Annotated in this window: 23 protein-coding genes; 4 read left to right on the forward strand and 19 right to left on the reverse strand. The window is 69.7% G+C overall.

Annotated features, from left to right (window positions below):
* The coding region (locus PKA16_RS12090) for a DEAD/DEAH box helicase (protein WP_324403482.1) at positions 1-1,272 on the forward strand (1,272 nt) is incomplete at its 5' end.
* A gap of 301 nt (positions 1,273-1,573) precedes the next feature.
* On the opposite strand, the gene glmM is transcribed toward PKA16_RS12090, so the two are convergent.
* The 5 genes from glmM to yaaA form a co-directional block, all read right to left on the reverse strand.
* Positions 1,574-2,920, reverse strand: a complete 1,347-nt coding sequence (glmM, locus tag PKA16_RS12095) for a phosphoglucosamine mutase (RefSeq protein ID WP_324403483.1) — start codon at positions 2,918-2,920, stop codon at positions 1,574-1,576.
* 85 nt (positions 2,921-3,005) lie between these two features.
* Positions 3,006-3,875 carry an NADPH-dependent 7-cyano-7-deazaguanine reductase QueF gene (gene queF / locus PKA16_RS12100; protein ID WP_324403484.1) on the reverse strand — a complete coding sequence of 290 codons (870 nt, stop codon included), beginning with the start codon at positions 3,873-3,875 and terminating at the stop codon, positions 3,006-3,008.
* Positions 3,872-4,771 carry an alpha/beta fold hydrolase gene (locus PKA16_RS12105; protein WP_324403485.1) on the reverse strand — a complete coding sequence of 300 codons (900 nt, stop codon included), beginning with the start codon at positions 4,769-4,771 and terminating at the stop codon, positions 3,872-3,874. The genes queF and PKA16_RS12105 overlap by 4 nt, the downstream gene beginning before the upstream one ends.
* An 8-nt stretch (positions 4,772-4,779) precedes the next feature.
* Complete coding sequence (locus tag PKA16_RS12110; RefSeq protein ID WP_324403486.1) at positions 4,780-5,628, reverse strand: 2OG-Fe(II) oxygenase; 849 nt, start codon at positions 5,626-5,628, stop codon at positions 4,780-4,782.
* 10 nt (positions 5,629-5,638) lie between these two features.
* A complete protein-coding gene (gene yaaA, locus PKA16_RS12115) occupies positions 5,639-6,412 on the reverse strand; it encodes a peroxide stress protein YaaA (RefSeq protein WP_324403487.1) in 774 nt (257 codons plus the stop codon).
* On the opposite strand from yaaA, the gene PKA16_RS12120 reads away from it, so the two are divergent.
* Positions 6,411-7,112, forward strand: a complete 702-nt coding sequence (locus PKA16_RS12120) for a pseudouridine synthase (RefSeq protein WP_324403488.1) — start codon at positions 6,411-6,413, stop codon at positions 7,110-7,112. The two genes, yaaA and PKA16_RS12120, sit on opposite strands and share 2 nt — an antisense overlap.
* A 242-nt stretch (positions 7,113-7,354) precedes the next feature.
* Here PKA16_RS12120 and PKA16_RS12125 read toward each other — a convergent pair whose 3' ends face one another.
* The 7 genes from PKA16_RS12125 to PKA16_RS12155 all read right to left on the reverse strand — a co-directional run bounded on the left by PKA16_RS12125 (position 7,355) and on the right by PKA16_RS12155 (position 15,576).
* Entirely contained in the window at positions 7,355-9,970 is a 2,616-nt protein-coding gene (locus PKA16_RS12125; RefSeq protein WP_324403489.1) for a TRAP transporter permease, read from the reverse strand.
* 122 nt (positions 9,971-10,092) lie between these two features.
* The gene (locus PKA16_RS12130) at positions 10,093-11,073 is read right to left on the reverse strand and encodes a TAXI family TRAP transporter solute-binding subunit (protein ID WP_324403490.1); all 981 of its coding nucleotides are present in this window, start codon (positions 11,071-11,073) and stop codon (positions 10,093-10,095) included.
* Positions 11,074-11,179: 106 nt separating this feature from the next.
* Positions 11,180-12,532 (reverse strand): aspartate aminotransferase family protein, encoded by a 1,353-nt coding sequence (locus PKA16_RS12135; protein ID WP_324403491.1) that lies wholly within the window; start codon positions 12,530-12,532, stop codon positions 11,180-11,182.
* Positions 12,533-12,630: 98 nt separating this feature from the next.
* Positions 12,631-13,404, reverse strand: a complete 774-nt coding sequence (locus tag PKA16_RS12140; protein ID WP_324403492.1) for a 3-hydroxybutyrate dehydrogenase — start codon at positions 13,402-13,404, stop codon at positions 12,631-12,633.
* Between the two features lie 272 nt (positions 13,405-13,676).
* Positions 13,677-14,315: a 3-oxoacid CoA-transferase subunit B gene (locus PKA16_RS12145; protein WP_324403493.1), complete on the reverse strand. Its 639-nt coding sequence runs from the start codon at positions 14,313-14,315 to the stop codon at positions 13,677-13,679.
* Between the two features lies 1 nt (position 14,316).
* Positions 14,317-15,024, reverse strand: coding sequence for a CoA transferase subunit A (locus PKA16_RS12150; RefSeq protein WP_324403494.1), 708 nt, complete (start codon positions 15,022-15,024; stop codon positions 14,317-14,319).
* 123 nt (positions 15,025-15,147) lie between these two features.
* Positions 15,148-15,576, reverse strand: a complete 429-nt coding sequence (locus PKA16_RS12155; RefSeq protein ID WP_324403495.1) for an FKBP-type peptidyl-prolyl cis-trans isomerase — start codon at positions 15,574-15,576, stop codon at positions 15,148-15,150.
* Positions 15,577-15,682: 106 nt separating this feature from the next.
* Here PKA16_RS12155 and PKA16_RS12160 point away from each other — a divergent pair, with 106 nt between their 5' ends.
* Positions 15,683-16,279 carry a peroxidase-related enzyme gene (locus PKA16_RS12160; protein ID WP_324403496.1) on the forward strand — a complete coding sequence of 199 codons (597 nt, stop codon included), beginning with the start codon at positions 15,683-15,685 and terminating at the stop codon, positions 16,277-16,279.
* 94 nt (positions 16,280-16,373) lie between these two features.
* Here PKA16_RS12160 and PKA16_RS12165 read toward each other — a convergent pair whose 3' ends face one another.
* The 4 genes from PKA16_RS12165 to PKA16_RS12180 all read right to left on the reverse strand — a co-directional run bounded on the left by PKA16_RS12165 (position 16,374) and on the right by PKA16_RS12180 (position 20,099).
* Positions 16,374-17,219 (reverse strand): DUF3014 domain-containing protein, encoded by an 846-nt coding sequence (locus PKA16_RS12165; protein ID WP_324403497.1) that lies wholly within the window; start codon positions 17,217-17,219, stop codon positions 16,374-16,376.
* Between the two features lie 13 nt (positions 17,220-17,232).
* Complete coding sequence (locus PKA16_RS12170) at positions 17,233-17,634, reverse strand: DoxX family protein (RefSeq protein WP_324403498.1); 402 nt, start codon at positions 17,632-17,634, stop codon at positions 17,233-17,235.
* A gap of 118 nt (positions 17,635-17,752) precedes the next feature.
* Positions 17,753-19,063: an acyl-CoA dehydrogenase family protein gene (locus tag PKA16_RS12175; protein ID WP_324403499.1), complete on the reverse strand. Its 1,311-nt coding sequence runs from the start codon at positions 19,061-19,063 to the stop codon at positions 17,753-17,755.
* Positions 19,064-19,181: 118 nt separating this feature from the next.
* Positions 19,182-20,099, reverse strand: coding sequence for an NAD-dependent epimerase/dehydratase family protein (locus PKA16_RS12180; RefSeq protein WP_324403500.1), 918 nt, complete (start codon positions 20,097-20,099; stop codon positions 19,182-19,184).
* Between the two features lie 124 nt (positions 20,100-20,223).
* Here PKA16_RS12180 and PKA16_RS12185 point away from each other — a divergent pair, with 124 nt between their 5' ends.
* Positions 20,224-21,222, forward strand: a complete 999-nt coding sequence (locus tag PKA16_RS12185) for a C45 family peptidase (protein WP_324403501.1) — start codon at positions 20,224-20,226, stop codon at positions 21,220-21,222.
* 15 nt (positions 21,223-21,237) lie between these two features.
* On the opposite strand, the gene glnQ is transcribed toward PKA16_RS12185, so the two are convergent.
* From glnQ to glnH, 3 genes are all read right to left on the reverse strand, one after another.
* The gene (gene glnQ, locus PKA16_RS12190) at positions 21,238-21,966 is read right to left on the reverse strand and encodes a glutamine ABC transporter ATP-binding protein GlnQ (protein ID WP_324403502.1); all 729 of its coding nucleotides are present in this window, start codon (positions 21,964-21,966) and stop codon (positions 21,238-21,240) included.
* Positions 21,963-22,802, reverse strand: coding sequence for an ABC transporter permease subunit (locus PKA16_RS12195; protein WP_324403503.1), 840 nt, complete (start codon positions 22,800-22,802; stop codon positions 21,963-21,965). The genes glnQ and PKA16_RS12195 overlap by 4 nt, the downstream gene beginning before the upstream one ends.
* 112 nt (positions 22,803-22,914) lie before the next feature.
* On the reverse strand, positions 22,915-23,664 hold the full coding sequence (glnH, locus tag PKA16_RS12200) for a glutamine ABC transporter substrate-binding protein GlnH (protein ID WP_324403504.1): 750 nt from the start codon (positions 23,662-23,664) through the stop codon (positions 22,915-22,917).
* Positions 23,665-23,775 lie beyond the last annotated feature (111 nt).

Here is a 23,775-nt window from a genome sequence, read left to right on the forward strand (position 1 = left end):
TTCTCGCTGCCGCTGCTGCAGCGCCTGCTCAAGCACGAGACCGCCTCGGTCTCGCCGGCGCGCCACCCGGTGCGTGCCCTGGTATTGCTGCCGACGCGGGAACTGGCGCTGCAGGTGGCCGAGCAGGTCAAGCTCTACGCCAAGTACACGCAGCTGCGCAGCGCCGTGGTGTTCGGCGGCATGGACATGAAGCCGCAGATCGAGGAGCTGCGCAAGGGCGTCGAGGTGCTGGTGGCCACGCCCGGCCGCCTGCTGGACCACATCGAGGCCAAGACCGCGGTGCTGAACCAGGTCGAGTACGTGGTGCTCGACGAGGCCGACCGCATGCTCGACATCGGCTTCCTGCCCGACCTGCAGCGCATCCTGAGCCACCTGCCGAAAAGCCGCACCACCCTGCTGTTTTCTGCCACCTTCTCGCCCGAGATCCGGCGCCTCGCCGAAAGCTACCTGAGCAACCCGATCACCATCGAGGTGGCGCGCCCCAACGCCACGGCCGCGACCGTCGACCAGCATTTCTACCTGGTCGACGAGGAAGACAAGCGCCGCGCCATCCGCCGCGTGTTCAAGGACCGGCAGCTGAGCCAGGCCTTCGTGTTCTGCAACAGCAAGCTCGGCACCGCGCGGCTGGCGCGCGCGCTCGAGCGCGACGGCCTGAAGACCACGGCGCTGCACGGCGACAAGAGCCAGGACGAGCGCCTGAAGTCGCTCGAGGCCTTCAAGGCCGGCGAGGTCGAGCTGCTGGTGGCCACCGACGTCGCCGCGCGCGGCCTGGACATCAAGGACGTGCCGGCCGTCTTCAACTACGACGTGCCGTTCAACCCCGAGGACTACGTGCACCGCATCGGCCGCACCGGCCGCGCCGGCGCCTCGGGCCTGGCCGTGACCCTGGTGACGCGGCACGACCAGCGCCTGATGGGCGAACTGGAGAAGCTGCTCAAGACCAAGGTCGAGCTGGAGCACCTGGACCTCGACGGCGAGCGCGCGCCCGGCCGCGGCAACGACGGGCGTCGCCGCTGGCAGGGCGAGGAGACCGGTGACAGCCGCGACGAGGCGCGGCGCGTGCGCGGCCAGCGACGCGCCGGGGCGCCGGCGAGTGCACCGGTGCCGGCAGCCGACCCGTTCTTCGACCAGCCCTACGAAGAAAGCACGACCGCCGACGACGACCGGCCCGAGTGGGACCAGCCGCAACGCCCCCGCGTCGGCCGCTCCGCCAACATCAAGCACAAGCGCACCGTCGCTGCCCTGTTCAAGGCGCCCGAGCCCGCGGCTTGAGGCCCCCTGAGGCGCCGGCGCAGGCCCGACCGGAGCCGCGAGGGCCTCGGCCCCCTGAGAGGAACGCACCCTCTGGCCAGGGAGACTCCGGCCACCGGTGCCCGGAATGGCCTGCTCCACGGCCAGCGGAGCGGTATTGTTTCATGCGCGCTGCGGTTGGCGTCAAGGGCAAGGAATGGCGTTGCGCATTCAGCCTGAAAACGGCACCAACAGGTGGAGGTGATCGAAGCAGCGGAAGTCAAGGTTCATGCGGATCTCGTGAAGAAGGCAAGCGGTCAACTGCCGGATTCAGGGTCATGCATCATGACTGCAGCGCCGCCGCCAGGCGTCCGGCCGCCTGCCGGGCCTGCGCTGCAGCGCGCGCCTCCACCATGATGCGCAGCACCGGCTCGGTGCCGCTGGCACGGACCAGGATGCGGCCCTGGTCGCCCAGTTCGGCTTCCACGGCGCGGGTCTCGTCCTGCAGGCGCTGGCTGGCCTGCCAGTCCTGCCCCGGCTGCAGGCGCACGTTGACGAGCTCCTGCGGGTAGAGGTCGACGCCGGACAGCAGTTCGGCCATGGTGCGCTGCTGCTGCACGCAGGCCTGCAGCACCTGCAGCGCCGACACCAGGCCGTCACCGGTGGTGTGCTTGTCGAGCACCAGCAGGTGACCCGAGCCCTCGCCGCCCAGGATCCAGCCGCGCTGCAGCAACTCCTCCAGCACGTAGCGATCGCCGACCTTCGCGCGCACGAAGTCGAACCCCTGCTGGCGCAGCGCCTGCTCGACGGCGAGGTTGGTCATCAGGGTGCCGACCACGCCCGCCAGCGCGGGCGGACGCGGGCCGACCACCTGCTGCAGGCGCGCCAGCGCCAGCACGTAGAGCAGTTCGTCGCCGTTGTAGAAACGCCCCTGGCCATCGACCATCTGCAGCCGGTCGGCGTCGCCATCGAGCGCGATGCCGTAGTCGGCGCCGTAGACGCCGACCGCCTTGACCAGGGCCTCCGGGTGGGTGGCGCCAACGCCGTCGTTGATGTTCAGGCCGTCCGGGCTGCAGCCGATGGCGACCACGTCGGCACCCAGCTCGTGGAATACCTTGGGCGCGATCTGGTAGGCCGCGCCGTGCGCGGCGTCGACCACGATGCGCAGGCCATGCAGGCTGAGCGCGTGGTCGAAGGTGCTCTTGCAGAACTCGATGTAGCGGCCGGCCGCGTCGTCCAGCCGGCGCGCGCGCCCGAGCCCGGCAGAGTCGCACCAGTGCGGTGCCTCGGCCAGCGCCTCCTCGACCGCGCGTTCCCAGGCGTCGGGCAGCTTGGCGCCCTGGGCATCGAAGAACTTGATGCCATTGTCCGGATAGGGGTTGTGGCTGGCGCTGATGACCACGCCCAGGCTGGCGCGCTGGGCCCGCGTGAGGTAGGCCACCGCGGGCGTGGGCACGGGGCCGAGCAGCATCACGCCGGCGCCGGCCGAGATCAGGCCCGACTCGAGCGCGCTCTCCAGCATGTAGCCCGAGATGCGCGTGTCCTTGCCGATCAGCACCAGCGGCGCTTTCTCGCGCTGGCGCAGCACGCGGCCGACGGCGTGGCCCAGGCGCAGCATGAAGTCGGGGGTGATGGGCTCCTGCCCCACGGTGCCGCGAATGCCGTCGGTGCCGAAATACTTGCGTGTCATGCCGATCTACTCTCTGTCAAGGCGGGATGGTGATTGTCCGGGCAATCGCCGCCGCCGGCCGCCCGGCGCGGCCTGCGGCGCGCCCTTACTGGCGCGCGGTGCGAATATTGCCCGGTACCGGCCCCGGATGGCTGGTGCGATAGGGGTTGATGTCGAGCCCGCCGCGGCGCGTGTAGCGCGCGTAGACGGTGAGCTGGGTCGGGCGGCAGCGCGCCTGGATGTCGCAGAAGATGCGCTCGACGCAGTGCTCGTGGAAGTCGCTGTGGCGGCGGAAGCTGACCAGGTAGCGCAGCAGGCCGGCCTGGTCGATCTGCGGACCGGCGTAGCGGATCTGGACGCTGCCCCAGTCGGGCTGGCCGGTGACCGGACAGTTGCTCTTGAGCAGGCGGCTGGTGAGCGTCTCCTCGACCGGCTGCTCGTCGAAGGCCGCGCTCAGCAATTCGGGCGCCGGCGCGTCGTACTGCGTGCATTCCAGGTCCAGCCGGTCCAGGCTCAGGCCGTCCAGTTCGTGCAGCGGCTCGCGATCGAAGTCCTCGGGCAGCAGCAGGCGCACGCCGACGCTGGCACGCATCGGCCCGCCGGACCAGATGGCGGTGCTGACGTCCTCCCGCAGCCGCCGCTGCACCTCGGCCGCGTCGGCAAAAACCGTGCCGTGGAAGCTGTTCAGATAGAGTTTGAAGGACTTGCTCTCGACGATGTGCGTGCTCTCGCAGGGCACCAGCACGTGGGCGATCGCCACCTGCGGCTTGCCGCGCGGGTTGAGCCACGACAGCTCGTAGGCCGTCCACCAGTCGCCGCCAAAGAACGGCACCTGGGTGCCCAGGCCCAGGCGTTCGCGCTGCGGCGCGCGGGCGATCGGATAGAGCAGCGCCGGATCGTACTGATCGGCATAGGCCGTGGCCTTGCCGAGCGCACTGCCGACCAGCCCCGGGTCGCGCGACGGATCGGCGGTCATGCGCACGCTCCGGGGGGATCGTAGCGCGCGAAGTGCGCCAGCAACAACGGCAGGATGCGCTGCACCACGCCGGGCGGCAAGTCGTGGCCCATGCCGTCGATGATCTCCAGGCGCGCGCCAGGAATGCGCCGTGCCGTGTCCTGCCCGCCAGCCAGTGGCACCAGCGGGTCGTCGCGCCCGTGGATCACCAGGGTCGGCGCCTTGACACGCGCCAGTTGCACCGGCCGCGTGATGTCGGCGGCGATCGCCAGCATCTGCCGCTGCACGCCGGCCGGATTGCTGGCGCGCGCGAGCGCCACCGCCATGCGCTGGCGGATTTCGGCCGGCGGGGTCGGAAAACCGGGGCTGCCGATCAGGCCGAAGAAACGCACATAGTAGTCGAGCAGCGCCTCGCGGTTGCGTCCGCTCGGCCGCGACATCAGCGCACGCGCCACGTCGGAGCGCGCCTGTGGCAGGTTGCGTGCACCGCTGGAGCTCATGATGCTGGTCAGGCTGAGCACGCGATCGGGCGCGGCCAGCGCCAGCCGCTGCGCGATCATGCCGCCCATGCTGGCGCCCACGACGTGCGCCTGCGCGACGCCCAGGGCATCGAGCACGCCGCGCGCGTCGTGCGCCATGTCGGCCAGCGTGTACGGCGCGCGCACCGTCAGCCCGACGCGCCAGCGCAGCGCGCTCCACAGCACGCTGCTCGGCCGCAGCTCGTCGAACTGGCGCGACAGGCCAGCGTCGCGGTTGTCGTGGCGAATCACGCGGTAGCCCGCCTGCACCAGGGCTTGCACCAGTTCGGGTGGCCAGGCGGTGAGCTGCATGCCCAGTCCCATGACGAGCAGCACCGCCGGACCGTTGCCGCCGCTGTCCTCGACCTCGATGTCGATCCCGTTGGCCTTGACTTGCATCGTCGTCCTCAATTGAATTCGCGCTCGCGCAGCCACTTGGTGGCGATCCACTTCTCGCCCGCCAGCACGGGGGCGCCGCCGTGCAGGGTGCGCGTGCTGGGATGCGGGCGCTCGTAGCTGAAGAACACCGCGTTGCCACGCTTGGGTGCGACCTCGAGAAACACGTCCGGAAAGAGGGTGCCACCGCCCTGCTCGGGCTCGCTCAGGTACATCACGAGAGTGGCCACGCGCTGGCCGCCACGGCGCAGGATGCTGGGCGTGCCGGAGGCATCCGGATCGAAGTAGTCGTAATGCGGCTTGTATTCGGCGCCCGGCTCGTAGTGCAACACCTGCAAGCCCTCGCCACGCTCCACCGGCCAGTGCACCAGCCGCGCGATGCGTGCTTCCAGGCGCGCCACCAGCTCGCTCTCGCCGCGCCGGAAGAACATGCCGCGGCTGGTGCGGTCGGCATTCACCTCCTGCCCGCCGGTCCGCGTCGCGACGGTGAGCGAGCGCGCCAGGCGCGGGCGCGCGGCCGCGATCAGGGCTTCGCATTCGGCGTCGGACAGCAGGCTCCCCAGCAGCACGATGCGCGGCGCTGCCATGGCGCCAAGCACCGCCACACGCCGATCGCCCCCGTCCAGATAGAGCGGCGATTCGGCCAGGTCGGGGGCGGGCACGGCGCGCGCCGGCGGCAGCCCTTGCGCGCGCGCCTGCTCGTCCAGGTGGCCGCGCAGCACGTCCTCCAGCGCGGCCATGGCCACCGCCTCGTCCCAGCCGGACGCCTGCATCGACTGCACGATGGCCTCGGCGCCGCGACCGGCCCGAGCCTGTTCGACGATCCAGCGGCGCAGTTCGGCCGTCACCTGCTGTGGCATGGCTGCCGGGTCAGCGTCGGCGCCGGAACACCAGGCGATCGGGCTCGGACGCGGCCGTCGCGAGCGCGTAGCCCTCGAGATCGAAGCCTTCCAGCGCCTGCGGCGTGGCGGCCCGCTGCGTGGCCGCGTAGCGCGTCATCAGGCCCCGCGCGCGCTTCGCCAGGAAGCTGATGACCTTGTACTGGCCGCCCTTGTAATCCTCGAACACGCAGTCGACCACGCGCGCGCGCAATACCTTGCGATCGACCGCCTTGAAGTACTCCTGCGACGCCAGGTTGACCACCACCGGAGCCGGGTCGCCGGCCAGGCGCTGGTTCAGGTAGTCGGCGATGCGCGAGCCCCAGAACTGGTAGAGGTTGCCGCCGCGCTGCGTGGCCAGGCGCGTGCCCATCTCGAGTCGGTAGGGCTGCATGCGATCGAGCGGGCGCAGCACGCCGTACAGGCCGCTGAGGATGCAGACATGCTCCTGCAGCCAGTCGAGCTCGGTGCTGCTCAGCGTGCGGGCCTGCAGACCCTCGTAGACGTCGCCGTTGAAGGCCAACACCGCCTGGCGGCTGTTGCGCGCCGTCGCGCGCGGGCTCCAGGCCTGGTAGCGCGCCACGTTGAGCTGGGCCAGCGCGTCGCTCAACTTCATCAGCGAGGCGATCTGCTGCGGGGACTGGGGGCGCAGCACCTCGATCAGGGCTTCGGCTTCGCGCAGGAACAGCGGCGCGCTGTGCGCCACCTCGGGCGCCACCGGCGTTTCATAATCCAGCGCCTTGGCGGGAGACAATAGGAACAGCATGCTGCCGATTGTGTACCAGGACGCGCATCTGATCGCCGTCGACAAGCCCGCCGGCCTGCTGGTGCATCGCAGCGCCCTGGACGCGGGCGAAACGCGGTTCGCGCTGCAGCGCCTGCGCGACCAGGTCGGCCGTCGCGTCTGGCCGGTGCACCGGCTGGACCGCGGCACCAGTGGCGTGCTGCTGTTCGCACTGGATGCCGCCAGCGCTCACGCGCTGGCGCTGGCGTTCGAGGCCGGCCAGGTGCGCAAGACCTACCTGGCCGTGGTGCGCGGCTGGCCGCCCGCAGCCGGAACCGTCGACCACCCGCTGGGACGCCTGCCCGACGACGCGCGCGGCCCACGCGGCATCCGGGAACAGCCGGCCCTCACGCAGTTTCACACCCTGGCGCGCCACGTCCTGCCCCTGCCCGACCGCGGTTTCCCGGATACGCGCTGCGCCCTGGTCGAACTGCAGCCCGCAACCGGCCGGCGCCACCAGCTGCGGCGCCACTGCAAGCACATGGCACACCCGATCCTGGGCGATGCCAGCTACGGCAAGGGTGCGCTCAACCGCGCCGTCGCGAGCTGCCTGGGGATCTCGCGCCTGTGGCTGCACGCGCTGCGGCTGGAGCTGGCGCACCCCGCAAGCGGCGCGCCGCTGGTGCTGGCCGCGCCACCGGACGCGACCTGGTCACGCTGGCTGGAAGCCGGCCCGCGCTGACGTCGTCCTGGAAACCGCAGTTGGACGCGTCCGCCCGTGCCGCTGTCGGCGTGTCCGGCGAGGCGGGAGGACGCGGCAGGCAGCGCCTGCAAGGAAGATCAACGACGCATGGCGCGGCGAGAGTGGTGCTGGCGGGCGTGTGGCGTGCTCACCCATGTGTGGTGAACGGGAGAGAAGCCACCAACGTCCATGGCCATGCGGGTTTGGAGAAGGTCGCAAGCGGTCCACCGCTGTTTCCAGGGTCATTGCAGCGCCGACTGCAGGGACGTGCCGGACTGGCCGTCGCCGCGCTGCATGCGCCGCATCTGCAGCCACATCACCAGGCCCAGCAGGACCAGGGCCGGCAGGTAGAACCATTCCTTCGCCGGGCGCGCCACCGGTACCTCGATCGAGGTGATCCGGAAACCCTGCTCCAGTCCCAGCTTTTCCGCCACGCTGCCAAAACGCACCGCCATCACGCTGAGTTCGTCACCATCGGGCATCACCGTCACGCCGATGCCAGCCAGGCGCTTGCGGTAGTCGCCCCCGCGGGGGCCGAGCGGCAGCAGCACGCCCTTGCGCACGTCCTTGCCTTCCAGGCTGATGCCCTCGATCCAGACCCGCTTGTCGGCGCCATCGGGTGCGTCGGCGATCTGCTCCAGCAGGGCCTGCCCCTGTACCTGCTCGAAGGGCGGGTGCAGCCTGTCCATCCAGAACCCGGGACGGAACAGCGTGAAGCACACCAGCAGCAGCGCCACAGCCTCCCACCAGCGGGTCCTGGTGAGGAAGTAGCCTTGCGTGGCCGCCGCGAACACCAGCATGGCCACGATCGCCATGGCGACGGTCATGGCGGTATGCAGCGGTCCCACCAGCCCGATCAGCAGCAGTTGCGTGTTGAAGATGAACAGGAACGGCAGGATCGCCGTGCGCATGCTGTAGTAGAAGGCCGTGATGCCGACCTGGATCGGATCATGCTTGGCGATGGCCGCGGCCGCGAACGAGGCCAGGCCCACGGGCGGCGTGACGTCGGCCATGAGGCCGAAATAGAACACGAACATGTGCACCGCCACCAGCGGCACCAGCAGGCCGCTTTGCGCGCCGAGCTCGACCACCACCGGCGCCATCAGCGTCGAGACGACGATGTAGTTGGCCGTGGTCGGCAGCCCCATGCCCAGCACCAGGCTGATGGCGGCCACCAGGATCAGCATCAGCATCAGGTTGCCGCCCGACAGCAGCTCGACGATCTCCGTCATCACCAGGCCGACGCCGGTGAGCGAGACGGTGCCGACGATGATGCCGGCCGCGGCGGTGGCCAGGCCGATGCCGATCATGTTGCGCGCGCCGGTGGCCAGTCCGTCGATCAGGTCGCGCACGCCCGACCAGGTCGCGGCACCGATGTCGCCGCGGCCGCGCATGGCGTTCAGGATCGGCTTTTGCGTCACCATGATGAACATCATGAAGACCGTGGCCCAGAACGCCGACAGCGCAGGCGAGAGCTGTTCGACCATCAGGCACCACACCAGCACCACCACCGACAGCAGGTAGTGCAGGCCCGAGCGCACCGTGGGCCCGGTCTCGGGCAGTTCGAACACTGGGGAGTCCGGGTCGTCGATCTCCAGCTCGGGCTGGCGCGAGCTGACCCAGAGCAGGAACAGGTAGGCGGCTAGCAGCAGCACCGAGATGATGGGCACGGCGGCGGCGCCCGCCATCGACTTGATGAAGCCGACCACGTAGTAGGTCAGGGCCGACAGGATGATGAAGCCGCTCACGGTCGTGACGAACGAGACCAGGCGTTGCGTCACGGTCGACTGCTTGCGCCGCGGCAGGCCCTGCATGCCGGCCTTCAGCGCCTCCAGGTGCACGATGTAGAACAGCGCGATGTAGGAGATCAGCGCCGGCAGGATCGCGTGCTTCATCACCTCGACGTAGGAGATGCCGACGAACTCCACCATCAGGAAGGCCGCGGCCCCCATCACCGGCGGCATGATCTGGCCGTTCACCGAGGACGAGACCTCGACCGCGCCGGCCTGGTCGCCGCGGTAGCCGACGCGCTTCATCAGCGGGATGGTGAAGGTGCCGGTGGTGACGACGTTGGCGATCGACGAACCCGAGATGAGGCCGGTGGCGGCCGACGACACCACCGCCGCCTTGGCCGGCCCGCCGCGCATGTGGCCGAGCAGGGCGAACGCGCTCTTGATGAAGTAGTTGCCGGCGCCGGCCTTGTCCAGCAGCGAGCCGAACAGCACGAACAGGAAGATGAAGCCGCTGGACACCCCCAGCGCGACGCCGAACACGCCTTCCGTGGTGAGCCAGAAGTGCGAGGCCGCCCGGTCCAGCGAGGCGCCGCGGTGCGCCATCATGTCCGGCATGTAGGGACCGGCGAAGGTGTAACCCAGGAACACAAGGGCCACGATGACCATCGGCAGGCCGAGCGCGCGGCGCGTGGCCTCGAGCAGCAGCACCATGCCGACGATGAAGACGTAGACGTCCATCGGCGTCGGCGTGCCGGGACGCGTCGCCAGTTCGCGATAGAACAAAAACAGGTAGGCGGCGCAGAAGGCGCCCGCCAGTGCCATCACCCAGTCGGTGATCGGCACCCGGGTGGTCGGCGACCAGCGCGTGGCCGGATAGGCCAGGAAGCCCAGGAAGACCGAGAACGCGAGGTGGATGGCCCGGCTTTCCGTGTCGTTGAAGATCCCGATGCGCAGCGTGAATGGCAGCGGCGAGGCGATCCAGAGCTGGAACAGCGACCACGCGATCGCCAGCACCAGCATCAGCCGCGCCACCATCGGGCCCGGGTTGCGGGCGCCGGTGTCGCTGTCCTCGACCAGCTTGTTGACGTCGATCCCGCCCGCGGCGTCATCCTTGCCTTGCGTCATCCCTCTCCTCTCCGCACCTGCAATGTGGTTCTTCCAGTGGTCGCCATGCAACAAAACCGCCCCATGCCGCTGTGTATCAGCATGGGGCGTGCATGGCCGGAGCTTTGCTCAGGCGCGCCGGATCACTTGATCCAGCCCTTTTCCTTGTAGTACTTCTCGGCACCCGGGTGCAGCGGCGCCGACAGGCCGTCCTTGACCATGTTCTCCGGGTTCAGGTGGGCGAACGCCGGGTGCAGCTTCTTGAACTCGTCGAAGTTGTCGAACACCGCCTTCACCAGCGTGTAGACCTGGTCGTCGGGTGCCTTGGCCGTGGTCACGAAGGTGGCCAGCACGCCATAGGTCTGGGTGTCCTGGTCATTGCCCTTGTAGAGGCCGGCCGGAATGATGGCCTTGGCATAGTAGGAATTGTCGGCCACCAGCTTGTCGATCGCCGGGCCGGTGATGTTCACCAGCTTGGCGCCACAGGTGGTCACCGGGTCCTGGATGTTCGCGCTCGGGTGGCCGACGCCGTAGAAGAAGGCATCGATCTTGTTGTCGCACAGCGCGGCACCGTGCTCGTCGGCCTTCAGCTCGGAGGCCAGCGAGAAGTCGGACATCTTCCAACCCAGCGCTGCGAGCAGTTCCTCCATCGAGGCGCGGGTGCCGGACCCCGGATTGCCGACGTTGACCCGCTTGCCCTTGAGGTCCGCGATGTTCTTGGCGTTCGCGTCGGCGCGCGCCAGCATGGTGAACGGCTCCGGATGCAGCGCGAACACCGAGCGCAGGCCGTCGAACGCGCCAAACTTCTCGAAGCTGCTGGTGCCCTTGTAGCCATGGTAGTTCCAGTCGGACTGCGCGACGCCGAAGTCCAGATCTCCGGACCGCAGGGTGTTGATGTTGGCCACCGAGCCGCCGGTCGATTCGACCGTGCAGCGGTAGCCATGCTTGGCGCGATCCTTGTTCACCAGGCGGCAGATGGCGCCCCCAGCGGCGTAGTAGACGCCAGTGACCCCGCCCGTGCCGATGGTCATGAATTTCTGCTGCGCCACCACGGGCGTGGTCAACGCCGCGGTGGACAGGGCGGCCGCGGCGGCCACGGTCTTGAAAATGGGTCGAAGGTTCATGCGTCGAGGACTCCTATGGATGAACGAACAACACGTGGGGTGCTGTGCACCACTGGCTGCCGGGCGACAAGCCACAAGTCAGCATTCGCGCGCAACCCCCTCACGCTCATCCCTGCGCGATCGCCGCATCGATGGCCTGGGCCAGCCGCTCGGCAATCAGCGCCAGTTCATCACCCGAAGTGATGAAGGGCGGCGCCAGCAGGACATGATCACCATAACGCCCATCGACCGTCCCGCCCATCGGGTAAACGAGCAAGCCGCGCGCAAAAGCCTCGCTCTTGATCCGGGCGTGCAGGCGCCGCGCCGGGTCGAACGGGATCTTGCCGGCGCGCTCGGCCACCAGCTCGACGCCCCAGAACAGGCCACGCCCGCGGATTTCGCCGACGTGCGGGTGCTCGGCCAGACGCTCGGCCAGCAGCTGCTGCAGAGTGACCCCGTCACGCCGCACCTTTTCGAGCAAGCCGGCACGCTCGATGACCTGCTGCACCGCCAGCGCGGCCGCGCAGGCCACCGGATGGCCCAGGTAGGTGTGGCCGTGCTGGAAGAAGCCGCTGCCGGTCGACATGGCCTCGATGATGCGCTGCTGCGCCAGCACCGCGCCGATCGGCTGGTAGCCGCCGCCCAGTCCCTTGGCGATGGTCATCAGGTCGGGCACCACGCCCTCCTGCTTGCAGGCGTGCAGCGTGCCGGTGCGGCCCATGCCGCTCATCACCTCGTCCAGGATCAGCAGCACACCATGGCGGTCGCAGACCTCGCGCACCGCCTTGAAGTAGCCGGGCACCGGCACGAGCACGCCGGCCGTGGCGCCGCCCACAGTCTCGGCGACGAAGGCGATCACCTTGCCCGGCCCGATGCGCTGGATGGTCTCGTCCAGCTCGCGCGCCAGGCGCTGGCCGTACTGCTCGGGCGTTTCGTCCGGGCGCTGCTCACGGTAGGGATAGCACGGCGCCACGTGCGTGACGTCGATCAGCAGCGGGCCGAACTGGCGCCGCCGCCACTCGTTGCCACCCACCGCCAGCGCGCCCAGGGTGTTGCCGTGGTAGCTCTGGCGCCGCGCGATGAAGTGGCTGCGCTCGGGCTGGCCGATCTCGACGAAATACTGGCGCGCCATCTTCAGCGCCGCCTCGACCGCCTCCGAGCCGCCGCTGACCATGTAGGCGTGGCTGATGCCCTCGGGCGCCGTGCGCACCAGCTGGTCGGCCAGTTGCTCGGCCACCGCACTGGTGAAGAAGCTGGTGTGCGCATAGCACAGCTGGTCGATCTGCGCGTGCATGGCGGCACGCACCTCGGGGTGGCCATGGCCCAGGCAGGACACGGCGGCGCCGCCGGAAGCGTCGAGATAGCGCCGGCCGGCACCGTCCTCCAGCCAGACGCCGTCGCCGCGCACCGCCATCGGCGGCGTGCTGCGCAGGCTGCGGTGCAGGACGTGGGTCGGGGTTGGGGTCGGATGGGGAGTCATGCGTGTTCCTTCAAGGACATTGTCCGCTCGCCAACCCGGGCTGGGACGGCAATCCGTGGCGATGGCGCCATCGCGGCCCCACGGCAGGCCGCAGCGACTTACTGCGCGGTCCAGCCGCCGTCGTGCGCCCAGGCCTGACCGCGCACGTTGTCGGCGGCCGGCGTACAGAAGAACAGCGCCAGCCCGCCCAGCTGCTCGGGCGTGGTGAACTGCAGCGAGGGCTCCTTCTCGCCCAGCAGCTCCTTCGTGGCCTGCTCGACGCTGATGTTCTCGCTGGCCGCGCGTGCGTCGATCTGCTTTTGCACCAGCGGCGTCAGCACCCAGCCCGGGCAGATGGCATTGGCGGTGACGCCGGTGGTGGCCAGCTCCAGTGCCGTGACCTTGGTCAGGCCGACGATGCCGTGCTTGGCTGCGACATAGGCCGACTTCTCCTTCGACGCCACCAGGCCGTGCGCCGAGGCAATGTTGATGATGCGGCCCCAGTTCTTCTCCCGCATGTACGGAATCGCCAGCCGCGTGGTGTGAAAGGCCGACGACAGGTTGATGGCGATGATGGCGTCCCAGCGCTCGGGCGGAAAGCTCTCGATCGGCGCCACGTGCTGGATGCCGGCGTTGTTCACCAGGACGTCGACGCCGCCGAATTTCTCGGCCGCGAATTTCATCATCGCCTCGATCTCGGCCGGCTTGCTCATGTCGGCGCCATGGTATTCGGCGCGCACGCCGTGCGCCGTGATCTGCGCCTTCGGCCCTTCGTGATCGCCAAAGCCGTTCATCACGATGTTGGCGCCCGCGCGCGCCAGCGCGGTGGCGATGCCCAGGCCGATGCCGCTGGTGGAGCCGGTGACGAGGGCTGTCTTCCCCTTCAATGCCATGTCTGTGTCCTTTCGAGTTGCAGTGCGGGTGCATTATGGCCATCGCGCCAGGCAGCACGCGCGGCAGCGACACAAGCACGAATACCCATACGCAGAGGGCGCAAAGGTTGCGCAGAGGACGCAGAAAAATTTCCAAGCTTTCTCTTTTGCGTCCTTTGCGTGATCTCTGCATCCTCTGCGTACGGATGTTGGCTGTCCCGGCCCGATCAAAAACCAGAAAGGGCGAGCAAAACGTTTGCTCGCCCTTGTCCTGCTTGCGCTCGCAGCTTCGATTATTGAAGCAGCTTCACGCCCGTCTTGCTCTGCACCTCGTCGAAGCTGACGTCAGGTGCGAGTTCGGTCACCTTCAGGCCCTGGGGCGTGACCTCGAACACGCCCAGGTCGGTGATGATCTCGTGCACCACGCCGACGCCGGTGAGCGGCAGCGTGCACTCGGGCAGGATCTTGAGGTCGGTGCTGCCGTCCTTCTTCTTGGCCACGTGCTCCATCAGCACGATCACGCGCGGCACGCCGCCCACCAGATCCATGGCGCCGCCCATGCCCTTGACCATCTTGCCCGGGATCATCCAGTTGGCCAGGTCGCCCTTCTCGCTCACCTGCATGGCACCCAGGATGGCGAGGTTGATCTTGCCGCCGCGGATCATGGCGAAGCTGTCGTGGCTGCCGAAGATCGACGAGCCGGGAATGGTGGTCACGGTCTGCTTGCCGGCGTTGATCAGGTCGGCGTTGATCTCGTCCTCGGTCGGGAACGGACCGATGCCCAGCAGGCCGTTCTCGGACTGCAGCCAGACCTCCTTGTCGCCGGTGTAGTTGGCCACCAGCGTCGGAATGCCGATCCCCAGGTTGACGTAGAAGCCGTCCTGCAATTCGCGCGCGGCGCGCTCGGCCATCTGTTCCTTGGTCCAGGCCATGTCAGGCTCCTTTCTTCTCGGTCAGGGTGCGCTTCTCGATGCGCTTCTCGGGATGGGCATTGAGCACGATGCGGTGCACGTAGATGCCCGGCAGGTGCACGTCGTCGGGCTGGAGCTCGCCCAGTTCGACGATCTTCTCCACCTCGACGATGCAGATCTTGCCGGCCATCGCCACGGCCGGGTTGAAGTTGCGCGCCGTCAGGTTGAAGCGCAGGTTGCCGCTGGTGTCGGCCACGTCGGCCTTGACCAGCGAGACGTCGGGCACCAGCGAGCGCTCCATCAGGTATTTGTGGCCGTCGAACTCGCGCACCTCCTTGCCCTCGGCCACGATGGTGCCAACGCCGGTGCGCGTGAAGAAGGCCGGGATGCCGGCGCCGCCGGCGCGCAGCTTCTCGGCCAGCGTGCCCTGCGGCGTGAATTCCAGCTCCAGCTCGCCGGCCAGGTACTGCCGTTCGAACTCCTTGTTCTCGCCCACGTAGCTGGCAATCATCTTCCTGATCTGGCGCGTCTCCAGCAGCTTGCCCAGGCCGAAGCCATCGACGCCGGCGTTGTTGGAGATGCAGGTCAGGTTGTGCACCTTGCTGTCATGCAGCGCCTGGATCAGCGCCTCCGGGATGCCGCACAGGCCGAAGCCGCCGACCGCAATGAGCTGGCCGTCCCTGACGACGTCCTTCAGCGCCGCGTCGGCCGATGGGTAGATCTTCTTCACGAAATGGTTCTCCTGTCTGTGATCCGTGTTCTGGAACCGCTTGATGCGACAACGCGCAGCCAGGCTGCAACGATACACCGTTCGGCATGGGCAGACTGCCTTCGGGGCCGCCCTGCGCGCCGCTCAGCGCCCCCGGATGCCCAGCAGTTCGACTTCGAACACGAGGGTGGCATTGGGCGGAATCACCCCCGACACGCCGCGCTCGCCATAGGCCATGCCGGCCGGGCAGGTCAGGCGCGCCTTGCCGCCCACCTTCATCTTCTGCACCCCCTCCGACCAGCACGGGATCACGCGGCCCAGCGGAAACTCGGTCGGCGCGCCACGCTGGTATGAACTGTCGAACTCCTTGCCGCCTTCCTGCAGCGTGCCGCGGTAATGCACCGTGACCACGTCGCTGAGGGTCGGGCTCGGCCCGCTGCCCTCGGCCAGCGACTCATAGACCATGCTCTCGCCCGACGCCTTCGCGCCCGCGATCCAGGTGCCCCAGGTGGTCGCCACCCCGACCACCGCCACCGTGGCCAGGCCCAGGGTCATCGCAATCGGGAATCTCAAGCCGCTCTCCGTGCTCCGGCAATGAAAGCTGCGATTATCAGTGCCACGCGCGGCCACCGCGGCGCGAGGTGGTACAAAGCCGGAAACCCGATCCAGGAGAAGCCCCATGAGCGACCGCTACCCGCTTGCCGACCTCAACGCCCTGCCCGACGACATCAAGCGCCAGATCCTGGCGGTGCAGGAAAAGGCCGGCTTCATCCCCAACGTGTTCCTGGCGCTGGCGCGGCGGCCGGCCGAGTGGCGCGCCTTCTTCGCCTACCACGACGCGCTGATGGAACCCGAAAGCGCCGGCCGCACCAGCCACCTCACCAAGGGCGATCGCGAGATGATCGTCGTCGCCACCAGCAGCGCCAACCGCTGCCTCTACTGCGTGGTCGCGCACGGCGCCCTGCTGCGCATCTACGAGAAGAAACCCCTGGTGACCGACCAGGTGGCGACCAACTACCGCAAGGCCGACATCAGCGCGCGCCAGCGCGCCATGCTCGACTTCGCCATGAAGGTCAGCCAGCATCCGCAGGAACTGGACGAGGCTGACTTCGCCCCGCTGCACGCGCACGGCTTCGACGACGAGGACATCTGGGACATCGCCGCCATCGCCGCCTTCTTCGGCCTGTCCAATCGCATGGCCTCGTTCAGCAACATGATGCCCAACGCCGAGTTCTACCTGATGGGGCGGGTGCCGCGGGAGAAGAAGGCCGGTTGAGGCTTGGCCATCCGGCACCGCGGCGGCCGCGCGGCAGCGCCCGGCCGGCGTGGTTGAGGGCCGCCCGGGACGCCGGCGCCCCTGCTGCCTGGGCTCAGCGCGGTGGCGCGCCGTGCGCCAGCAGTTCCTTGCGCAGGGCCGCCAACCGGGCCTTCAGGCGCCGCTCGTTGGCCGCGCCGACGCGCACCATGATCTTCTGGCCCGCGGTCAGGGCCTCCAGGGCCGGATCGGCGAACTCGTAGCGCACCCAGGGGCGCAGCGATGGCTCCGGGCCCTTGACCTCGGTCAGCCTGACGGCGATCGGCGCCGCGGGCTCGGGGCTGGCCAGCAGCAGGTCGATCACCTGGATCAGCCGGTCATTGAAATGCGCCTTGGGAAATCCCAGATCCTCGTACGCCGACTGCAGCAGCGGATACATGCGGATGTACAGGGCGACCGCCTGACGCACGTCCACGGCTTCGGCCAGCGACACCAGCGGCGCGTAGCGGTTCGCGTTGTCGGCCGCGATGACGGTGGCGCCCCCCTCGGCCCGCACCGTGAAGCGACCCTCGGCCGGGTTCACCGGCCACAGCGAGGCCGGTGCGTAGGAGCGCCCCAGGTTGTCCACTGTCGCAACCAGGCGACGCGCGAAATCACCGGTCTGCAGGAAGGAATCGGCCTGCCGGCGACCCAGCCAGTCGGTCAGCGCGCCGGCGACCTCCGCGGGCTGCAGCACTTCAGCTTCGTCGGGTTCGGGCACGGGGTATTCGATCGCCGGCTCGGTGGGCGACGTCGCCGGCGGCTCCTGCTGCGGTGCGGAAGCTGCAGGGGCCGGCGCCGCGGGCGGTGCCGTGCCGACGACCAGCGCGTTCTGGCGCTCGAACCACCACCAGATCAGTGCCGCGATCGCGACCACCACGACCGCGCCCAGGATGCGTGGCCCCGCCGTCTTGTTGCTCATCGTCGGGCCACCCTCATGGTCGTGCAGCGCGGTGCCCGCCGCGCACGCGGTCCAGTGCCCAGGCGCCGCCACCGGCCGCGCTCAGGTACAGGAAAACAAAGCAGAACAGCGCCGCCGACTCGCCGCCGTTGCGCAGCGGCAACCAGAAGTCGGTGGCACTGGCGTGGGCCAGGAAGCAGGCCACCGCCATCTCGCCGGACAGGACGAACACCACCGGGCGCACGAACAGCCCCAGCACCAGCAGCGCGCCGCCCACCAGTTCCAGCGTCATGGCCACGCCCATGAGCGAGTTCCACGGCGTGCCGCCGGCCAGCTTGGCACCGCCGCGCAGCAGGAACAGGCAGGCGCTGGCAATGCGCAGCAGGGCCAGCAGATGCGGGCGCAAGCCCGCGGCGCCGGGCGCGTCGGCCGGCATGGCGATTCCTTCGATCGGTCTGCAATGGGCAAAGTGTAGACAGCGCGGCCGCGGATGACAACCGCGCCCGGCGCTCCGGGACGCGCCATCGGCGCCAGGTGCCGAACGGCGGGCTGGGTCAGCCCCGCGGCTCCGTCCAGCGCCGCAGGTGCAGCACGTTGCGGCCGCGTTGCGCGCGGCTGCGCTCGAACTCGGCGCGCGCGACGGCGCGCAGGTGCACCTCGTCGGGGCCGTCCATGAAGTGCAGCGCACGGCCCCAGCTCCAGAGCTGGGCCAGCGGCGTATCGGGCGACAGGCCGATGGCGCCGAACACCTGCATGGCACGGTCCAGCACCCGCGTCTGCAGGTGCGCGGCCACCAGCTTGATGGCCGAGGCATCGACGCGCGCCGCGGCATTGCCTCCGGTGTCCATGCGCCAGGCCGCGCGCAGCACCAGCAGGCGCGCCTGGTCGATCTCGACCCGGCTCCAGGCGATCCAGTCCTGCACGTTCGCAAAGTCGGACAGGTGCCGCCCGAACGCGGTGCGCTCGAGCGCGCGCTCGGCCATCAGCTCCAGCGCCAGCTCGCACTGGCCGATGGTACGCATCGCATGGTGCACGCGCCCGGGGCCGAGGCGCGCCTGCGCCATGGCGAATCCCTCGCCTTCCCGGCCGAGCAGCTGGTCGGCCGGCACGCGCACGTCGCGCAGCACGAGCTCGCAGTGACCTTCGACCGACTGGTGCTGCATCACCGGGATGTTGCGCACCCGCTCGACACCGGGCGCGTCCATCGGCACCAGGAGCAGGCTGTGGCGCCGATGCGCCGGAGCGTCCGGCGCGGGGTCGGACACGCCCACCACGATGGCGAGCCGGCAGTTGGGGTGCGCCGCGCCGGTGATGAACCACTTGCGACCGTTGACGACGTAATGGTCCCCAACGCGCGCGATGCGGGTCGCGAGCTGGGTCGGGTCCGACGAGGCGACATCGGGCTCGCTCATGGCAAAGCACGAGCGCATCCGCCCGTCGAGCAGGGGCTGCAGCCAGCGCACGCGCTGTGCGGGCGTGGCAAAGCGGTGCAGCAGTTCCATGTTGCCGCTGTCGGGCGCGCTGCAGTTGAACACCTCGCTCGCCCAGGGCAGGCGGCCCATGGTCTCTGCCAGCGGCGCATAGTCGAGGTTGGACAGGCGCGCGCCCGGCTCGTCCCCGCCCAGGCCGACGGGCCGGGTCGCGTCCGTCGGCGCGGCTGCCTCCGGGCGATCCGGCGGCAGGAACAGGTTCCACAGTCCGGCGGCACGCGCCTGCGTCTTCAGCGGCTCGATCACGTCCAGTGGATAGACGCCCGCGTCGGCCCAGCGCAACCAGTCGGCGTGCGAGGGCAGGATCAGGTCCTGCATGAAGCGCTGCACCTGCGCCTGCAGCGCCTGGGCCCGGGGCGAGAGGGCGAAGTCCATGGCGCGACTGTAGGCCCGGCGCCGGTTGCGGCCAATCAAGGCCAGCCACCTGCGGGACAGCCGGGCCGCGCCGGGCAGCCTCGTCTCGGCACGCACCCGTGCCAGCGACGCGGATCGGCTACGGCTCGCCGCCCCGCCCGGTGACCGGATCCGGATGCAGCAGGCGCAGGCGCAGCTCGCGCTTCAGGCGGTCGTTGACGAGCCGGCGCGACTCGCGCAGGAACGCCAGGCGCTGCGGCGCCAGGCGCTGCTCGGCCTCGGCACGGGTGATGCGGGGCGGGCGCGGCAGGTCGCAGAGATCCGCCATCCGGTCCAGGTAGTCGCCCATCTTCATCGGCATGTCATCGCAGACGTTCAGCACGCGCTGCGGCCGGCCGTGCCAGAGCGCGAGCAGGCAGGCGCGCGCCAGGTCCTCGGCGTGGATGCGGCTCGCGTACACGTCTTCGGCCGCGACCAGCACCGGCGTGCCCAGCCGCAGGCGCTCGCGTGGCGCGCCGGCGCGGTCGGGCGCATGGATGGCGGCGATGCGCAGGACGCTGACGCGCGTGCCGGCGCCGCGGCCCAGCGCGCGCACCCAGCCTTCGGCGGCCAGGCGCGCCCGGGCGCGGTCGCTGCCCGGCCGCGGCGGGCAGGTTTCGGCCACCCAGGCACCGGCGTGGTCGCCGTACACGCCGCTGGTCGAGCCATACACCAGCGCCAGGGGCGCGCTGCGTCGGGCCAGGGCCAGCACGAGCTGGCGCGTGCGCGCGTCCCGCGGCCCGTCGCTCGGCGGTGGCGCCAGGTGCAGCACGTGCGTCGCCACCCCCGCCAGCCGCTGCAGGCTGGCGGCCTGGTCGAGGTCGCCACGCAGGGGCGCGATGCCCTGGGCGCGCAAGGCGTCGGCACCCGCTTGCGAGCGCGCCAGCGCCAGCACGCGCACCCGCGGCAGCAACCGGCGGGCGACACGCCGGCCCACGTCGCCACAGCCGACGATCAGCACGCGCGGACGCCGAAAGCGCGCCGGCAGCGCGCCCAGCGGAGCGAGGTTTGAAGGCACAATGAGCAACTTCCGCCTGCAGGGATGACGCGAGGATACCCAAGGCCATGAGCGATACCCGCCCCGAGAAGCCCACCGGCCACGCGGCCGGTATCCGCGCGCGGCGCACCGGCGCGCACCGCCCATGCTGAGCTGGCTGCAGGCGACCGGCAGCCCGCACGACATCGGCCGGGCGCTCGGGCGCTGGGGCGCCGCCGCCTGCCACGAGCATCTGCTGCGTTCCGACGCCTGGGCCAGCGTGCAGCGCTGGCACGGCAGCACCGAGGCCGCGGCGCTGCACGCACAACTGCAGCGCGCCTTCCCCTGGGTGCTGCAGGAGCTCGAAGGGCTGGCTGCCGGGCTCGAACTGCCGCTCGCCGAGGTCGTGCTCTGGAACTGCCGCGGCGACCTGTGGGCCATGGCACCGGACGGCTGCACCACCGTGCTGGCCCCCGACCGCCTGACGCACAACGAGGACGGCGACCCCGGCTTCGGCGGCCGCTGCGGCCTGGTGCAGGCGCGCCCCGACACGGGTCCGGCGTTCACTTCCTTCGTCTATCCGGGCTCCATCCCCGGCCACACCTTTGCCGTCAGCGAGACCGGCCTGGCCATGACCGTGAACAACGTGCGCGCGCACCGCGCCACTCCGGGCGTGCCGCGCATGGTGCTGACGCGCGCGGCGCTGGCGCTGGCGTCGCCGGCCGAAGTCATCGCCCTGCTGCGCGCACACGCACGCGCCGGCGCCTTCCACCTCGGCCTGGGCCGCGCCGGCATGGGCGCGACGGTGGGCGTCGAGTTCTCGCACCTGGCAGTCACGACGCAGGAGGTGCGCACCGGCACGCGGGCACACGCCAACCACGCGATCCACACCGGGCAGCAGGAGCTGGCGCAGACCATCACGGCATCGTCGGGCGCGCGCCAGCGCCAGGCGGACCGGCTGCTGGCCGAAGGCGTGGACGCGCTTGCCATCCTGGCCGACCGGCGCGAAGCCGAGCCCATCTACCGCGACTCGCCGCACGACACCGACAACGAGAACACCCTGGCCACGGCCGACATCGACCTGCGGGGCGACACGGTGCACTGGCGCGTCTACGCCCGGCCCGGCCAGCCGCAGTTCGAACTGGACGGCGTCGAGCCGCGCTGAGGCGGCGTCGCTGCGTCAGCTCACGTGCTGCAGGAAGTCGCGGAAGCGCTGCGACGGCGGGTCGTCGAGGAGTCGCGCCGGGTCGCCGTCCTCGACGATCTTGCCGCCGTCCATGAAGATCAGGCGCGTGCCGACGCGGCGCGCGAAGTCCATCTCGTGCGTCACCACCATCATCGTCATGCCGCCTTCGGCCACGTCCTGCATGACACGCAGCACCTCGTGGCGCAGTTCGGGGTCGAGCGCCGAGGTGGGTTCGTCGAACATCAGCAGCAGCGGCTTGATCGCCAGCGCGCGCGCGATCGCCACGCGCTGCTGCTGCCCGCCCGAGAGCTGGCCCGGATAGTGGCCGGCGCGCTCGGCCAGGCCGACGCGGCGCAGCAGCTCCTGCGCCTGCGCACGCGCCTCGGCCCTGGGGACCCCACGCGTGTGGATCGGGCCGAACATCACGTTCTCCAGCGCCGTCAGCTGCGGAAACAGGTTGAACTGCTGGAACACCATGCCGGCCTCGCGCCGCAGCTCGCGGATCTCGGCCCGCTTGCCGCGCACGCTCAGGCCGTTGACGATGATGTCGCCGGCCTGGATGTGCTCCAGCACGTTGATGCAGCGAAGCAGGGTGGACTTGCCCGATCCCGAGGGCCCGACCACGACCACCACCTCGCCCGTCTCGACCGTGAGGTCGATGCCATCGAGCACCACGTTGTCGCCGAAGCGCTTGGTGACGCCCCGGAACTCGACCATGCTCATGCCAGACGCGTCCTGGTTTCGATGAACTTCAGCACCAGCGCGATGCAGCCCGTCATGGCCATGTAGATCACCGCCACCGTGCCCCAGATCTCGACCGCGCGGAAGTTGGCGGCAATGATCTCCTGCCCCTGGCGCGTCAGTTCGGCCACGCCGATCACGATGAACAGCGAGGAGTCCTTCAGGCTGATGATGCACTGGTTGCCCATGGTCGGGATCATGCGGCGCAGCGCCACCGGCCCGATGATGAACGCCAGGATCTTCCAGAACGGCAGCCCCATCGCCAGGCCGGCCTCGTGCAGGCCCTTGGGCACGGACTGCAGGCCGGCGCGCACGATCTCGGCGATGTAGGCGCCGGAATTGATCATCAGCGTGATCACCGCCGCGCTGAAGCCGTCGATGCGCGCGTCGATCAGCAGCGGCAACGCGAAGTAGATGAACATCACCTGCACCACGATCGGCGTGCCGCGGATCACCAGGATGAAGACCTGCGACAGCACCGACAGCGCGCGCGGCAGCCAGGCCGTGTAGCGCCACAGCAGCAACCCCAGCAGCACCAGCCAGAACACCCACCAGGCCGCCGCCGGCAACCCCGCGAGCGGTCCGTCGGCAAGCCAGGACACGCCGCGCAGCAGCAGCACCAGCGCCACCAGCACGCCAGCGCTCGTCGCCACGCCCCGCCGCCCGACGCCGACCGGCACGTAGGTGGTGACGACCCCCGTGAGCGCCCCGATCAGGGTGCCGCCCAGCAGGCCCAGCGCGGTGATCTTGAGGGTCATCCAGGCGCCGGCCATGAGGTCCGGCCACGCGGCCCAGATGGCCGACCAGTCGAAGGTCATGACGCCTCCCGTGCCAGGAATCGGCTGCCACAGGCCCGCCACGCCGCCCCGGCCAGCGCCGCTCGCCGGCCCGCGGCCACGGCGGGCACCGGCATCTGTCGGCCGCCCGCCCTCACTGGGGCTTCTGGCCGAACCAGTGCTCGTACAGCTTGTCGTAGGTGCCGTTGGCCTTGAGCGCCGCCAGCGCCTCGTTCACCGTGGCACGCAGCGCGCTGCCCTTGGGAAAGGCGATGCCGTAGAAGTCACCGCTCTTGAGCGAACCGACCACCTTGACCTTGCCGTTGCCGGCCGTCTTCGCGTAGTACTGCACGTTGGGCGTGTCGTGCACCACGGCGTCGACGCGCTTGGTCGCCAGTTCGAGGAAGGCGTTGTCGATGTTCGGGAACAGCTTGAGCTTGGCGGCGGGCACGTTGGCCTTCATGTAGTCCACGGTCGCCGTGCCGGTCTTGACGGCCACTTCCTTGCCCGCCAGGTCGGCGGCGGTCTTGATCGTGCTGCTCACGGGCACCAGGATCGCCAGGCCCGACTCGTAGTAGGGATCGGAGAAGTCGATCACCTCGGCACGCTTGTCGGTGATCGTGATGCCGGCCAGCGCGGCGTCGATGCTCTTGGTCTGCAGGCCCGGGATGATGCCGTTGAAGTCCATCGGCTGCCACTCGAACTTCAGGTTCGCCTGCTTGGCGATGGCCTCCCAGAGCTGGATGTCGAAGCCGGTGTACTTGCCGTCCTGCTTGAACTCGAAGGGCACGAACGCGGTGTCGGTGGCGACCACCAGCGTCTTGTCCTGCGCCTGGGCCAGCGGCATGGCGAACGAGACGGCGAGGCCCACAACGCCCGCCGTCAGCCATTTGCGAAAAGTCATGACCTGTCTCCTTTTTCTCCAGCAATCCAGGCTTTTACCCGCGAACGCTGGGCAGGTCAATCGCCGGTCGGGTCCGGCGCGACAGGCACCGGACCCGCCGTGCGCCGCGCC

It is taken from the genome of Ottowia sp., assembly GCF_035325765.1.
Taxonomy (GTDB): Bacteria; Pseudomonadota; Gammaproteobacteria; order Burkholderiales; family Burkholderiaceae_C; genus Ottowia.

Bases quoted from the DNA above. Each gene is read 5' to 3' on its own strand.
- glmM (WP_324403483.1), bottom strand. From the start codon at position 2,920: ATGACACGCAAGTATTTCGGCACCGACGGCATTCGCGGCACCGTGGGG.
- queF (WP_324403484.1), bottom strand. From the start codon at position 3,875: ATGACCGCCGATCCGTCGCGCGACCCGGGGCTGGTCGGCAGTGCGCTC.
- PKA16_RS12105 (WP_324403485.1), bottom strand. From the start codon at position 4,771: ATGCAAGTCAAGGCCAACGGGATCGACATCGAGGTCGAGGACAGCGGC.
- PKA16_RS12110 (WP_324403486.1), bottom strand. From the start codon at position 5,628: ATGCCACAGCAGGTGACGGCCGAACTGCGCCGCTGGATCGTCGAACAG.
- PKA16_RS12120 (WP_324403488.1), top strand. From the start codon at position 6,411: ATGCTGCCGATTGTGTACCAGGACGCGCATCTGATCGCCGTCGACAAG.
- yaaA (WP_324403487.1), bottom strand. From the start codon at position 6,412: ATGCTGTTCCTATTGTCTCCCGCCAAGGCGCTGGATTATGAAACGCCG.
- PKA16_RS12125 (WP_324403489.1), bottom strand. From the start codon at position 9,970: ATGACGCAAGGCAAGGATGACGCCGCGGGCGGGATCGACGTCAACAAG.
- PKA16_RS12130 (WP_324403490.1), bottom strand. From the start codon at position 11,073: ATGAACCTTCGACCCATTTTCAAGACCGTGGCCGCCGCGGCCGCCCTG.
- PKA16_RS12135 (WP_324403491.1), bottom strand. From the start codon at position 12,532: ATGACTCCCCATCCGACCCCAACCCCGACCCACGTCCTGCACCGCAGC.
- PKA16_RS12140 (WP_324403492.1), bottom strand. From the start codon at position 13,404: ATGGCATTGAAGGGGAAGACAGCCCTCGTCACCGGCTCCACCAGCGGC.
- PKA16_RS12145 (WP_324403493.1), bottom strand. From the start codon at position 14,315: ATGGCCTGGACCAAGGAACAGATGGCCGAGCGCGCCGCGCGCGAATTG.
- PKA16_RS12160 (WP_324403496.1), top strand. From the start codon at position 15,683: ATGAGCGACCGCTACCCGCTTGCCGACCTCAACGCCCTGCCCGACGAC.
- PKA16_RS12165 (WP_324403497.1), bottom strand. From the start codon at position 17,219: ATGAGCAACAAGACGGCGGGGCCACGCATCCTGGGCGCGGTCGTGGTG.
- PKA16_RS12170 (WP_324403498.1), bottom strand. From the start codon at position 17,634: ATGCCGGCCGACGCGCCCGGCGCCGCGGGCTTGCGCCCGCATCTGCTG.
- PKA16_RS12175 (WP_324403499.1), bottom strand. From the start codon at position 19,063: ATGGACTTCGCCCTCTCGCCCCGGGCCCAGGCGCTGCAGGCGCAGGTG.
- PKA16_RS12185 (WP_324403501.1), top strand. From the start codon at position 20,224: ATGCTGAGCTGGCTGCAGGCGACCGGCAGCCCGCACGACATCGGCCGG.
- glnQ (WP_324403502.1), bottom strand. From the start codon at position 21,966: ATGAGCATGGTCGAGTTCCGGGGCGTCACCAAGCGCTTCGGCGACAAC.
- PKA16_RS12195 (WP_324403503.1), bottom strand. From the start codon at position 22,802: ATGACCTTCGACTGGTCGGCCATCTGGGCCGCGTGGCCGGACCTCATG.
- glnH (WP_324403504.1), bottom strand. From the start codon at position 23,664: ATGACTTTTCGCAAATGGCTGACGGCGGGCGTTGTGGGCCTCGCCGTC.